This is a genomic window from Paenibacillus nitricinens (assembly GCF_052056485.1).
GTDB classification, from domain to species: Bacteria; Bacillota; Bacilli; order Paenibacillales; family Paenibacillaceae; genus Paenibacillus_AQ; species Paenibacillus_AQ nitricinens.
The window spans coordinates 1,775,966-1,788,812 of sequence record NZ_CP183948.1 but is presented as its reverse complement, the minus strand read 5'-3'; the positions used below and the strand labels follow the sequence as shown (position 1 = coordinate 1,788,812).

The window sequence follows — 12,847 nt, the reverse complement described above, 5'->3', positions numbered from 1 at the left end:
ATCCTTAAGACCTAAGGCCTTAAGAACATCCCCTATCCAAACTTACAACGCGCCGAAGCTCTTCACGAAACGACGGAAAGCAGCTTGCCCTTCCGGAGTCCGTTTATAGACGCCCGCGTGTTCAAGAATATGAGTAAACTTGATGCCGACTTCGTTCTGCACAATCTTGACGGCTTCATCATGCTGCAACGCCGTTCCGAAACGCTCTACAAGCTCCTGAACCCAAGCAGCATGCTGCGCAAGTGGATGACTAGGATCATTCTTTACCGATTCTAATAGCGCTTGATCTCCTGCAAGGATGCTCGCAATAGAATCAAGCTCTTCCTTCAGACGGCCTGGCAGAATTGCGAGTCCCATGACCTCAATCAAGCCGATATTTTCTTTCTTGATATGGTGCATCTCCCGATGGGGATGGAAAATCCCTTCCGGATATTGCTCGTTAGTTCGATTATTACGCAGCACAAGATCCATCTCGAAGCTGCCATCTTCTGCCCGACGAACGATCGGAGTAACGGTATTATGAGGCTGCACTTCACCATCAGCTTCGCTGAACGCCAATACTTCTGCTTCAGGATCACTATACGCTTTCCAAGCTTCATAAAGTGCATTACCACACTCCAGCAATACCGCCGGATTTACACCATTCAAACGTAATACGGACATAGGCCATTTTACGATATTAATGCTGACACCCGGATAAGATGCATGCGTGAACGTATCTTCCTTAGGCGCTTTCTGAATAGGGAAGGTATGACGTCCACCTTGAAAATGGTCATGCGTTAGAATCGATCCGCCCACAATCGGCAAATCTGCATTCGAGCCAATAAAATAGTGCGGAAAAGATTCCACGAAGCTAAGCAGCCGCTTCAAGGTATCCTTGGTAAGCTTCATTGGCACATGATCATGATGGAATACAATACAGTGCTCGTTGTAGTAAACATATGGCGAATACTGAAAGAGCCATTTCTCATTATTCAGCTGAAGTGGAATGACACGCAGGTTCTGACGCGGCGGATGATTAACCCGACCAGCATACCCCACATTCTCGCGGCACAGCAGACATTTTGGATAGACCGGCGGCGGGAGCAAACGGGCCATAGCAATTTCCTTCGGGCTCTTCTCAGGCTTGGACAAATTAATTGTCATCTCGATATCACCGTAAGGCGAATCCTGCAGCCAGTAGACATTTTTGGAAATCCGGTCCATCCGGATATAGTTGGAATCTATGCTTAATTTATAAAAGCGATCTGTAGCCGCGGAGATACCTTTTTCAGCAGCTAAACGGTTGAACTCCGCATTTACGTCTGATGGACGGGCCATTAAGAGTCCCATAATCTTAGCATCCAGTAAGTCACGGTAAGTGTCGCTATTCTCTGGAATCAATCCGATTTCAAAACCATAATCAATCAGTGTATCCAGTGGAACCTGCGGACCTGTAAGTGGACTTTGATCGACCTCGCCAACGAACGGCTCACTAAATCCGAACTGATCTAGCAGCACATTACGGCTATAGTCTTCATCAGTTGGAGCAATGAGCTGCTCACGTTGTGCGAACAGAACTAGCTGCTCAATCGCATGTAAGGCTTTCTGGTCAGTAGACGCAACCTTATTCTCGTTGTGCATTTTCAATTCTCCTTAAGTAGGGTCTCATGCTCTAGTTAAGTTAAGCTATGCTAAAGCCCCTTATTCTCCGTACCCCTGCGGATTGGCAGAATGCCAGTTCCAGGCGCTTTGAATGATATTCTCTAAGTCCGCATGCTGCGGGTTCCATCCAAGGATAGAACGCGCTTTGTCGGAGGAAGCTACCAGTACAGCAGGATCTCCAGCACGGCGTTCTTGAATAACTACAGGGATTTCTAGTCCCGTGACTTTCTTTGCAGTTTCAATAACCTGTTTCACCGAGAAACCAAGTCCATTTCCCAAGTTAAAAATATTACTGCTGCTTCCGCTACGCAGATAAGTTACTGCACGAACATGGGCGTCAGCCAGATCGCTAACATGAATGTAGTCGCGCACACAAGTACCGTCTTCTGTAGGATAGTCGTCTCCGAACACGGCGATGCTCTCTCGTTGCTTCAAAGCGGTTTGCAATACCAGCGGAACCAAATGACTTTCCGGACGATGGTCTTCACCGATTTTGCCACTAGCATGTGCACCTGCAGCATTAAAGTAACGAAGCGCTACATACTTGATTCCTAGTACTTTATCAAACCAAGCCATCATGCGTTCCATGGTCAGCTTAGTTTCGCCGTATACGTTTGCTGGCTCGGTACGGTCTGTTTCTTCAATTGGCACCTTTTCCGGTTCACCGTAGGTTGCAGCTGTGGAAGAGAACACGATTTTGTTCACGCCAGCTTTTTGCATAGCTTCCAAAAGGCATTGTGTGCCGTATACGTTGTTGTCATAATATTTCACAGGGTCCTTCATGCTTTCACCAACCAAAGAGCTTGCCGCAAAATGTATAACCGCATCAATCTCATTCTCGGCGAACAGCTTGCCAAGCAGCTCCTTATCACGCAGATCTCCTTCGTACAGCTTGCCACCCAGTAACGCCTCACGATGCCCTGTTAGCAGGTTGTCGATGACCACCACTTCTTCGCCGCGATCCAGCAGTTCTGCTACCGTATGAGAACCAATATACCCTGCTCCACCTGTTACTAAAATTGCCATCTGATTACACTCCCTTCAATTCTTGGACACCATTACCGATGCCGCAAACGTAGAACTCACCAACCAAACCAGATCTTGTCGTATATGCCTCGCCTACTTCACGAATAAAACGTTCTATATCATCTTCATGTACCAAGGACACAGTACAGCCACCGAAACCTGCGCCAGTCATACGAGAACCAAGTGTACCCGGAATACGCTGTGCTTCTTCAACCATAATATCAAGCTCTTCACAGCTAACTTCATACAAATCACGCAAGGAAGTATGCGAGTCATTCATGAACTGTCCAAACTGCTTCAGATCATTGTTCTTTAATACCTCAACGGATTCTAGTACGCGTTGATTCTCTTCCACTACATGGCGAGCGCGGCGTCTAACGATTTCATCTGTGATTTTATCTTGATGTGCTTCGAACTGTTCACGATTGAGCTGTGCCAGATAAGCTAGTGAAGGAACTTCTTTTTGCAAAATAGACAAGGCCTCATCACACTGTTGACGACGCTCATTGTATTTAGAATCCACAAGTCCTCTGCGTTTGTTCGTGTTGCCGATAACCAATTTGTAAGCACCTGTAATGAAAGGTACCAAATTGTACTCAAGTGTGTCGCACATTAGCAGGATTGCATGATCCCGTTTGCCATTGGCAACTGCGAACTGATCCATAATTCCGGAGTTTACACCTACATACTGATTCTCAGCACGCTGAGACAAGAGAGCAATCTCAACGGTGTCTGTGTCGCCGCCTTCAAGAGTTAGGAAAGCATAGGCAGTTACAACTTCAAGAGAAGCCGATGAGGACAAGCCTGCGCCATTCGGAATATCACCATGGAACAGTAGATCGTAACCTTTGCTTACTGGCGTGTTTTTCTTTTCCAATTCAACCATTACGCCAACCGGATAGTCGATCCATTCTCCTGTTTTGGCCTTGCCAATTTCACTATAATCAATAGATGCTTCATAAGGAAAATTAGTAGATGCAAAATTCACTTTGCTGTCACTGCGTGGACGCACAATCAACGTTGTTCCGAATTCCAAAGCTGCCGGCAGCACGTATCCACCGTTATAATCCAAGTGCTCTCCAATGAGATTAACACGGCCTGGTGCATAAAATACTTGAGCTTCTTGCTCGCTTACCCCGTACTTTTCGATGAATTTCTTGTTAAGTTCCTGCGTGCTCATTAATGCCACTCCATCCTTTCGCTGCTTCAGCCAGTGGGAATTAGTAAAGCGTTCTTTATGTATTCATTATAATAGAATCAGTCATCCTCTGATAATGCAATCATGTGTGTAATGTATGGATAAATGTGACTTCCCATAATATAATAATTACACAAATAATTAACACACCTTAAACTATAAGCCATAAAATTACAACAACACAAGAAAGGCTGTCTCAAATGGAGCATACTTATTCCGTAGGATCTAATCCCGTGTATTACGATAAACAAAATCTCCATGTACTGTTTGCTGGTCAGAGTCAGACGATTCCTATGCATCAAGCTGGCCCTAAGATTTACGATTATTATTTACTTCACTTTATTGAGTCTGGCTCAGGGGTTTTCCGTACTGAACATCATCAATATGCACTGGAAAAAGGTGACTTCTTCCTTATTCATCCAGGACAGCTGGTCAGTTATATTTCGGATAAAGATCAGCCCTGGTGCTATCGCTGGGCAGCTTTTACAGGGAGTGAGGCTGATAGCCTTGTGCTGCAGACAGGCTTTACACCTCAAAAACCTGTGGTGACTACAACAGGTGATAGCGTCATCCCAGGTGCCCTTTCCAGTATCATGCAAGCCTTCAAAGCAAACAAAGAAAGTGCCCACCTGACTTCTCTAGGGTATCTTTATCTCATTGTAGGTGAAGCTGCAGATTTACTCTCTTCCTTCTCCCGTCTTCCTGGAGCTGAATCACAGGTTAAGCGTACTGTGAAGCAAATGATCCACTACATGGCCTCCCAATATGCTCATCCAGTATCCATTGAACAAATGTGTGATACTCTTGGCTATAACCGGGCTTATCTATCCCGTGTATTTAAGCAAGAGACCGGATTATCTCCGGTGACCTACCTGCTGAAGCTGCGCATTGAAAAATCCAGACAGCTGCTGCGTGAACGGCCCGAGCTGTCCGTGGAACAGGTAGCAGCATCCGTAGGGCTCACCGATGCTTTATACTTCTCACGCCAATTCAAACGGTTTTGTGCTCAGTCACCCACCGCTTACCGTCTCACAACGACTAGACATGTAAAAAAGACAAATGAGTAAGGGATAGCCTTAAAAAAGGGATTCACATATTAGGCAAGTCCAATATGTGAATCCCTTTTTTTAAGCTGATCTTTCAGTTTGCTGCGGTTATTTTGCATATTGATTCAGATATTCAGGGTAAGCTCGTAGATGTATCTCTTTCGCCCTTTTCTGAGCCATTTCTTTCAGTTCTGGCACATGCTCCGCATCCACATAGTCAGCGAGAACATCAATCACATCATCAAGAAGCTTCGCTCTAAAATAAAACTCAATCCGTTCCATTATTGCAATGCCTGCTAAATCAATAACCAGATCTCTACAGTAAGTCCAATCTTTTGATTTATAGAGCGGCCAAAGTAGTACGGAATAATCCATGGCAGCGTCTCCAAATACCGTTAGGTCATCCCAATCAATGATCCAAAATTCATTAGGATCATTGACTAAGATATTCTGCCAATTCACATCATTGTGTACGATGTCGGACGCCTTTCTCTGAAAAGAAGGGTGCTGACTAACCATTATTCTCAAAGCTTCCACTTCTGTATCGAACCATTCTAAAGTGTCCGCCGTTACGAAGTCTAGCAAATGCTTCTCCGCTCTAATAATTTGCAGATCTTCTTCAAATCGATTGATGTATTCGTCAGTAAATGCGGCGGCATAGTTGTAGTTCTTATCTTCACTTGCAACTGCCAGCCTAATCTCTTTATCCCCATGTAATTGATGAAGTGACCTCAGAACCTTTTCAATCACTGGCAGTGGATCGGAAATGGAGCTTAATGGTTTACCTTCGATAAAATCAAACACTAAACCATAAGAATAACCAGAGGTTATTTCTTGTGTAATCTCCCTAATCAACCGTGGTGAATTGTAATTATAAGTCAAATGTTCACTGATCTTAACCCACTGTTTAAGTCCTGCTGCTTTTTGTACTTGCGAGAGTTTTAAATGACGAGAGGATTGACCATCCGTTATGCGATAAGATTGGTTTACAAACCCTCCAGGATTCCAAATATACTTAGCCTCAATCTTCGACCTGTTTAAGCCTATAGATCCCGAGTTGGCTTCGGCCCACTCTTTCACCTTGTTCTCATCTTGAAGCAACTCCATTGATGTCGCTCATCCCTTCACCCGCGTCTTCATCAAGTTCCATTCTCCGTTTGAAGAATAGTCTCAATGCGATCCAATTCTGCCTGCGAGAACTCCAAATGCTGAAGTGCAGCTATATTCTCTTCAATCTGACTAATTCTGCTAGCCCCTATCAATGCAGAAGTAATCCTCCCATCACGTAGTGTCCAAGCTAGTGCAAGCTGCGCTAAACTCTGGCCTCTTGAAACAGCAAGCTGATTTAACGCGTGGATCTTGCGCTTCACATCCGGTGTTATCCGGCTTTCATTTAACGCAGCAGAGGGTTTGGCCGCTCTTGATCCTTCTGGGATTCCATTTAAATACTTATTGGTTAACAATCCTTGAGCCAAAGGTGTAAAAGCGATACTGCCAACTCCGCTCTGTTCCAGCACATCCTGTAAACTACCCTCAATCCAGCGATCGAGCATAGAATAACTAGGCTGATGAATTAAGAGCGGTGTTCCTAAACTATTCAGAATTCTAATCGATTCGAGCGTCTGCTCCGCGGTATAGTTAGATAATCCTATATACAGAGCTTTGCCGGAACGGACAGCATGGTCAAGCGCCTGCATGGTTTCTTCAAGAGGTGTTTCCGGGTCCGGCCGGTGCGAATAATAGATATCAACATAATCTAGGCCCAGCCGCTTCAGACTCTGATCCAGACTGGCCAGCATATATTTACGCGAACCCCATTCTCCATAAGGGCCGGGCCACATGTTATACCCTGCTTTCGTTGAAATTACCATTTCATCTCGATATGGAGCCATATCACTAGCAAGCACTTTTCCAAACAGATCTTCTGCTGAACCTGCTGGTGGTCCATAGTTGTTGGCCAGATCAAAATGAGTAATTCCAAGATCAAAGGCACGGGTGATCATTTCTCGGCCATTCTCGTAAGGATCAATTCCACCAAAATTCTGCCATAGTCCTAATGAGATTGCCGGAAGCTTAAGACCTGAGTTCCCGCAACGGTTATAACACATCTCAACATACCGTTCATCACTTGCTACATATACCATTGCTTATCCCTGCCTCTCATTGCGCGCTACTTCGTTCTTCCTTATCTTTAAACTTCTGAGCGCAATAATAATCTGACAAAAGACAAGCCATGAGAACCTCTAGCCAAGCATATCCTTTACACTGCCAAGTACTTTCCCAATCCGGTCTGTAATCAAAAGATCAGCTTGATCATCAAAAGGGGTGGGGTCCCCATTCAGCAGCACCGTGCGTTTGCCCCGAAAATAAGTGACCAGACTAGCCGCAGGCTGAACTGTAAGAGAAGTTCCACCAATAATTAGCATATCTGCAGCGGCTATCGCTTCGACAGAACTAATCAGCAACGAGTGGTCCAGTTCTTCTTCATAAAGCACAACATCTGGTTTGATAATGCCACCACAGTCGGGGCAGTGAGGGACGATCTCAGTGGTACCCAGAAGCTGATCCAGCCCGTAATAACGTGAGCAGTCCATGCAATAGTTACGATGAATGGAACCATGCAGCTCAAGTACCTTTTGGCTACCCGCCAGCTGGTGTAAGCCATCAATATTTTGCGTAATCACTGCCTTAAGCTTGCCCTGCCGTTCCAATTCTGCAAGCAGCTGATGCGCGCCATTTGGACGAGCATCAGGATGAAGCATTTTACTACGGTAAAAATCAAAAAAAATGTCCGGTGAGGACATAAAAAAAGTACGGCTCAGCATCACTTCAGGCGAATAAGGTGAATTGTGCTGAGTCTGGTATAATCCTGCTGCCGAGCGGAAATCCGGAATCCCACTCTCGGTTGATGTACCTGCCCCTCCGAAAAAAACGATGTTGTCACTGTCTTTAATCCAAGAAGCAAGTGTCTGCAATTGATCCATTTGTTGTAGCACATCCTTTCCATTAGTATGCTGATCAGTAGGTGATCCTTAGCTCATTAAAGCTAGAAATAATCACATCTGCGTCAATCAAGTGATTCCCATCACCCATGTTGGAGATTCCAACGGCGAGGCGTAAGCCTGCACCTTTACCCAATTGCATATCTGCATTACTGTCACCAATTATAATCGTCACTTCAGGAGACAGCCCAAGCTCCCGGCAGGCTAATTCAGCCATTTCAGGTGCGGGTTTTCCGTTTAATACTCTGTCTCTTGTAACTACCGAATGGAAGTAATGAGCAATACCAAGCCAATCCAGATGCTCCTGAGTGGTCTTTGCGCCATCTGAGGTAACCACCCCTAGCTTGAGTGATGCAGCCGCGCACTGTTCCAGAAAAGGAAGAAGCCCTTCCAGGGGTTGTGCCGTGCGGCGTTTGCGTAATTCATACATAGCGTCCTTAGCTATACTCTTTACACGGGTCAACGCTTCATTCCAAGGAACACCCGCAGCATACAGCTGCCATGCAAGCACACCATAACTTTCTTCTTCTGTAGCCATGGTGAGCGGCCCTGCCGGATCATAACCAATCAGCTTTCCTGCAGCATCATGCTGGGTACCCAGCACTTTACTCCGATCCACGATAAAATCGGTTTCCATAATCGCAAGCTGATTTTCCATTCCACACAGTACAAGCTCGGCCCAATTCCCCCAAGTGGCTAATAGATCCAATAACGTCCCGTCTTTATCGAACAATATTCCGGTGCAGGGAACGCATTCATCTTTAATGTGTAATACTGGCATGAATTGTTTCCTCCCTCTGTTGAATGAGCCATAGCTACCTCAGATTTCCCAGCCAATCCAACAGGGCACTTACTGTGCGACTCTGCTGCTCTTCCTCAGATATTGTGGCTTCACCGTCCCCCTTCTGAGGCCCGTAGCTGCCAAATTGAGCGTGATTCCCACCTATAATTGAACTATAAACTGTGTTATCTGGCAGATAGGAACGGCCTTTGTTGTAACTGTCTCTGTCAATCACTTGATCCTCAGTACCCACAACCGACAACACTGACAAAGTAGTCTCTCGCAGACTTCCTTTGTCATCTGGATAAGAGGCTAAGAAAAACACACCTTCCAGCTGGTCCGCATGCTGAATTGCGTAACGTGAGGCCATAACACCCCCAAGTGAATGTCCACCCAGCACAAATGACTGCTTCGGATGCACACGAATGATCTCTTCTGCGGCATCACCCTTGGTTACGGCTAAATTAAACGGCATTTTGGCGATGTAGAAGGGATGCCCTTCAGCAGCGACGCTCTTCGCAAGAGGGGAATAAGCTTCCGGTTTAACCAAAGCCCCAGGATAAAATATAATCGAGGCGCCTTTAGTGATGGAAGGTTCGAACGAGATCCAATTATCATTCTGTTCGACGGTAACTCCACCACTTGAAATCAGTGCAGTTTCGGCTTCTTGAGCCGGTGCATACGGCGTTAAATATCTCCACAACAGCAATCCGGCTACAACAAGAATGATTATTACAATTAAACCAATACGACGCTTAGTTATTCTTTTCTTCAACATGCTCCACTCCCGGATGTTACTGCATATAAGAAAATTATAGTAGAAACCCACTATTCTAACAACCTTCAACACATCGCCACATTTGATACTTATGACAACGCTTTCAATAGTGAGTTAATTCACAATTCAATTGAAGAAAATCTTGTATTTTAAAATTAAAGCATCAAGCATCTTTGGGGGGAAGTCATGGTAGGGGGAAACTCGCTAGACACGCCTGGAAAGACTTTTTTTCTAAATTTACGTTTTGTTCTCATTGTTACTGTAATCGTTGGAAACGCCATAGAACCATTGATAGGCTCAATGAGCAGCTTGCATAACTTATATATGTGGATTTTCAGCTTTCACATGCCGCTCTTCGTGCTCGTTACAGGTTTTTTTGCCAATAAACCCCTTAAAGGTACACAAGGCCGTCGCATTATCATGCAAATCGGATTGCAGTACATTATTTTTCAAAGCCTCTACTCTGTGCTGGACGCCACCATATATCAGGTGCAGGGTATCCATCATTCCTTTTTCGCCCCCTATTTGCTCTTATGGTTCCTGGCAAGTCATGCCTTCTGGCGTATACTGATGATCGGGATGCGTAAATGGGCGCCTGCCACTCAATTCATTGTTGCTGTCGCCGCTGGAATTGCCGTTGGATACCTACAGCTTGATGGCGTATGGTTCAGCATTAGCCGTACTTTTGTTTACCTGCCATTCTTCGTATTAGGTTATCATTTTTCGTTCCAGTCCTTTTCTCGCTTTTTTCAAAAGTGGATTAAAATTACCGCTGCCGCAGTCTCCATCCTTCTATTCCTTCTGTTTGCATCTTGGGGATCAGACTTGCCGATAGGCTGGCTTTACGGAAGTATGACCTACATGCAGCTTGGTCTTCAAGAATGGTACGCAGGAATTTATCGTCTGGGCGTTTACGGGCTACAAATCACTGCTGCACTAGCGTTTATGGGGTGGATTCCTTACTCGCTTAGCCGGCTGACTGACTGGGGCTCCCGTACGTTATATGTTTTTCTACTTCACGGATTTATCGTTCGTTTTGCCGCTGTTTCTGGCGTATACTCTTATATCAACCATTCTATAGGTGCCATGTTATTGGTGCTTTCTGCAATCTTACTGACCATTCTCTTAGCCCAACCAAGTGTAAAACGGCTGATGCATCCTATTGTTGAACCCCCCGTCGGATGGATGATCACCCTGCATCGTGTTGCCTTAAGGCGCTCATTATAAGTGGCCTATCCCCTAGTGGATAGGTTTTTTTATACTATTTAAAGTCGGTCTCCACATGAGAAACTTCACATTGTCCGGTAGAAAAAACGTGCTCTTTGTGATAGACTCACTAATAACAATGACTTCTCCGTTCATTATAGGCGGGAACCGTTTATACCAAAACAGCGGCATTTTTTATAGAATCGGCTTCGCCCTTCTTCTCTAGGAAGCTCGTCCCCGTTCATTCTATAAACCGTATATACGCAGGTCTTTGGAGTTCATTGCGTTAATGCGACACTATATTTCATTGCAATTTATTTAGGGGGGAAATGTCAATATGGCAGCTAAGAAAATGCGTTCAGACATGATTAAAAAAGGCTTTGACCGTGCTCCACACCGTAGTCTCCTGCGTGCAGCCGGAGTAAAAGAAGAAGATTTCGGAAAGCCGTTTATTGCGGTCTGCAATTCCTATATTGATATTGTTCCAGGTCATGTGCATCTTCAAGAGTTCGGTAAGATTGTTAAGGAAGCGATTCGTGAAGCTGGCGGCGTTCCTTTCGAATTCAATACGATCGGTGTTGATGACGGTATCGCAATGGGACATATCGGTATGCGTTATTCCCTGCCAAGCCGCGAGATCATCGCTGACTCCTTAGAAACTGTCGTTTCCGCGCATTGGTTCGATGGCATGGTCTGCATCCCTAACTGCGATAAAATTACACCGGGAATGATGATGGGCGCATTGCGTGTCAACATCCCAACTATGTTCGTAAGTGGTGGTCCAATGAAAGCCGGCGTAGACAGTAAAGGAAATAAGCTCTCCCTTACCTCCGTTTTCGAGGGCGTAGGTGCTCACCAAGTCGGAAAAATCAATGATGCTGAGTTGCTTGAATTAGAACAATTCGGTTGTCCTACCTGCGGATCTTGTTCAGGAATGTTCACTGCCAACTCCATGAACTGTTTGGCAGAGGCACTTGGAATAGCATTGCCAGGTAATGGTACCATCCTAGCTGTAGCTGATGAGCGCAGAGATTTTGTTCGCAAATCCGCTACTCAACTGATGGAATTGATTAAGTTAGACCTTAAACCAAGAGATATCGTAACTAAAGAATCACTCGATAACGCGTTTGCACTGGATATGGCAATGGGCGGTTCTACTAACACAGTACTGCACACCCTTGCCCTGGCTCAAGAAGCTGGTATCGATTATCCGCTTGAACGCATTAACGAAGTGGCTAACCGTGTTCCTTATTTGGCGAAGCTGGCTCCAGCATCCGATATTTTTATCGAAGATGTGGACCGCGCAGGCGGCGTTAGTGCCGTCTTGAATGAATTGCTGAAGAAACCAGGTGCTCTGTACGGAGACTGCATGACGGTTACTGGCAAAACATTAGCCGAGAACGTAATCGGACATGAAATCCAAGATACTTCCGTTATTCATAAGATCGATAATCCTTACTCCGAAAGAGGCGGTCTCGCCGTCCTATACGGCAACCTGGCTCCTGAAGGTTCCATCATTAAAGTAGGTGCAGTAGATGCTTCTGTTGGTGGATATCACAAAGGCCCTGCGATCTGCTTTGACTCCCAAGAATCCGCACTTGAAGGTATCGCTAACGGTAAGGTTAAAGAAGGCCATGTAGTCGTTATCCGTTATGAGGGTCCAAAGGGTGGACCGGGAATGCCGGAAATGCTAGCTCCAACTTCGCAAATCGTGGGGATGGGTCTTGGTGCTAAGGTCGGTCTGATTACAGACGGACGTTTCTCGGGGGCTTCCCGCGGAATTAGCATCGGTCATATCTCTCCAGAAGCTGCAGAAGGCGGTCCAATCGCTTTTGTTGAGGATGGAGACATCATTGAACTGGATCTGAACAACCGTAAGATTGAACTGCTGGTTGAAGAAGAAGTTTTGGCGGTTCGCCGTACCGGCTGGAAAGAGTTTGAGCCTAAAGTTAAGACTGGTTACCTGGCTCGCTATTCCAAAATGGTTACCAATGCAAGTAACGGTGCAGTCCTGAAGATTTAATTAGCAAACCCGAATTCTAGTTGTTCCTTGCATACAAGAGCAGTCTACCTTAGATAATCTATGGTCGGACTGCTCTTTTTTATTGGACACAAGAAAAAATGCCCCACAATCCATTTCTGGTTTGTGAGGCATCTATATTACGG

At 45.4% G+C, this 12,847-nt stretch carries 11 protein-coding genes; 3 read left to right on the top strand and 8 right to left on the bottom strand.

Annotated elements, in window-relative coordinates:
* Positions 1-42: 42 nt before the first annotated feature.
* The 3 genes from ACN6KS_RS07915 to ACN6KS_RS07905 are packed head-to-tail and all read right to left on the bottom strand — an operon-like array spanning position 43 to position 3,850.
* On the bottom strand, positions 43-1,623 hold the full coding sequence (locus ACN6KS_RS07915) for a UDP-glucose--hexose-1-phosphate uridylyltransferase (protein ID WP_440961751.1): 1,581 nt from the start codon (positions 1,621-1,623) through the stop codon (positions 43-45).
* Between the two features lie 60 nt (positions 1,624-1,683).
* Entirely contained in the window at positions 1,684-2,670 is a 987-nt protein-coding gene (gene galE, locus ACN6KS_RS07910; RefSeq protein ID WP_042186143.1) for a UDP-glucose 4-epimerase GalE, read from the bottom strand.
* Between the two features lie 4 nt (positions 2,671-2,674).
* Positions 2,675-3,850 (bottom strand): galactokinase, encoded by a 1,176-nt coding sequence (locus tag ACN6KS_RS07905; protein ID WP_440961750.1) that lies wholly within the window; start codon positions 3,848-3,850, stop codon positions 2,675-2,677.
* A 218-nt stretch (positions 3,851-4,068) separates the two neighbouring features.
* Between ACN6KS_RS07905 and ACN6KS_RS07900 the strand changes: the two genes are divergently transcribed.
* Positions 4,069-4,935, top strand: coding sequence for an AraC family transcriptional regulator (locus ACN6KS_RS07900; RefSeq protein WP_094870599.1), 867 nt, complete (start codon positions 4,069-4,071; stop codon positions 4,933-4,935).
* A gap of 87 nt (positions 4,936-5,022) precedes the next feature.
* Here the strand turns inward: ACN6KS_RS07900 and ACN6KS_RS07895 are convergent, their stop codons facing one another.
* From ACN6KS_RS07895 to ACN6KS_RS07875, 5 genes are all read right to left on the bottom strand, one after another.
* Positions 5,023-6,021, bottom strand: a complete 999-nt coding sequence (locus tag ACN6KS_RS07895; RefSeq protein ID WP_440961749.1) for an aminoglycoside phosphotransferase family protein — start codon at positions 6,019-6,021, stop codon at positions 5,023-5,025.
* Positions 6,022-6,053: 32 nt separating this feature from the next.
* Positions 6,054-7,058: an L-glyceraldehyde 3-phosphate reductase gene (gene mgrA, locus ACN6KS_RS07890; protein WP_440961748.1), complete on the bottom strand. Its 1,005-nt coding sequence runs from the start codon at positions 7,056-7,058 to the stop codon at positions 6,054-6,056.
* A 99-nt stretch (positions 7,059-7,157) separates the two neighbouring features.
* Positions 7,158-7,898 carry an NAD-dependent protein deacylase gene (locus ACN6KS_RS07885; protein WP_440961747.1) on the bottom strand — a complete coding sequence of 247 codons (741 nt, stop codon included), beginning with the start codon at positions 7,896-7,898 and terminating at the stop codon, positions 7,158-7,160.
* Between the two features lie 34 nt (positions 7,899-7,932).
* The gene (locus ACN6KS_RS07880) at positions 7,933-8,697 is read right to left on the bottom strand and encodes an HAD family hydrolase (protein WP_094870595.1); all 765 of its coding nucleotides are present in this window, start codon (positions 8,695-8,697) and stop codon (positions 7,933-7,935) included.
* A 34-nt stretch (positions 8,698-8,731) separates the two neighbouring features.
* Positions 8,732-9,475, bottom strand: coding sequence for an alpha/beta hydrolase (locus ACN6KS_RS07875; protein WP_094870594.1), 744 nt, complete (start codon positions 9,473-9,475; stop codon positions 8,732-8,734).
* 186 nt (positions 9,476-9,661) lie between these two features.
* Between ACN6KS_RS07875 and ACN6KS_RS07870 the strand changes: the two genes are divergently transcribed.
* The gene (locus ACN6KS_RS07870; RefSeq protein ID WP_440961746.1) at positions 9,662-10,702 is read left to right on the top strand and encodes an acyltransferase family protein; all 1,041 of its coding nucleotides are present in this window, start codon (positions 9,662-9,664) and stop codon (positions 10,700-10,702) included.
* Positions 10,703-11,018: 316 nt separating this feature from the next.
* Positions 11,019-12,704 (top strand): dihydroxy-acid dehydratase, encoded by a 1,686-nt coding sequence (ilvD, locus tag ACN6KS_RS07865; protein ID WP_440961745.1) that lies wholly within the window; start codon positions 11,019-11,021, stop codon positions 12,702-12,704.
* Positions 12,705-12,847: the final 143 nt, after the last annotated feature.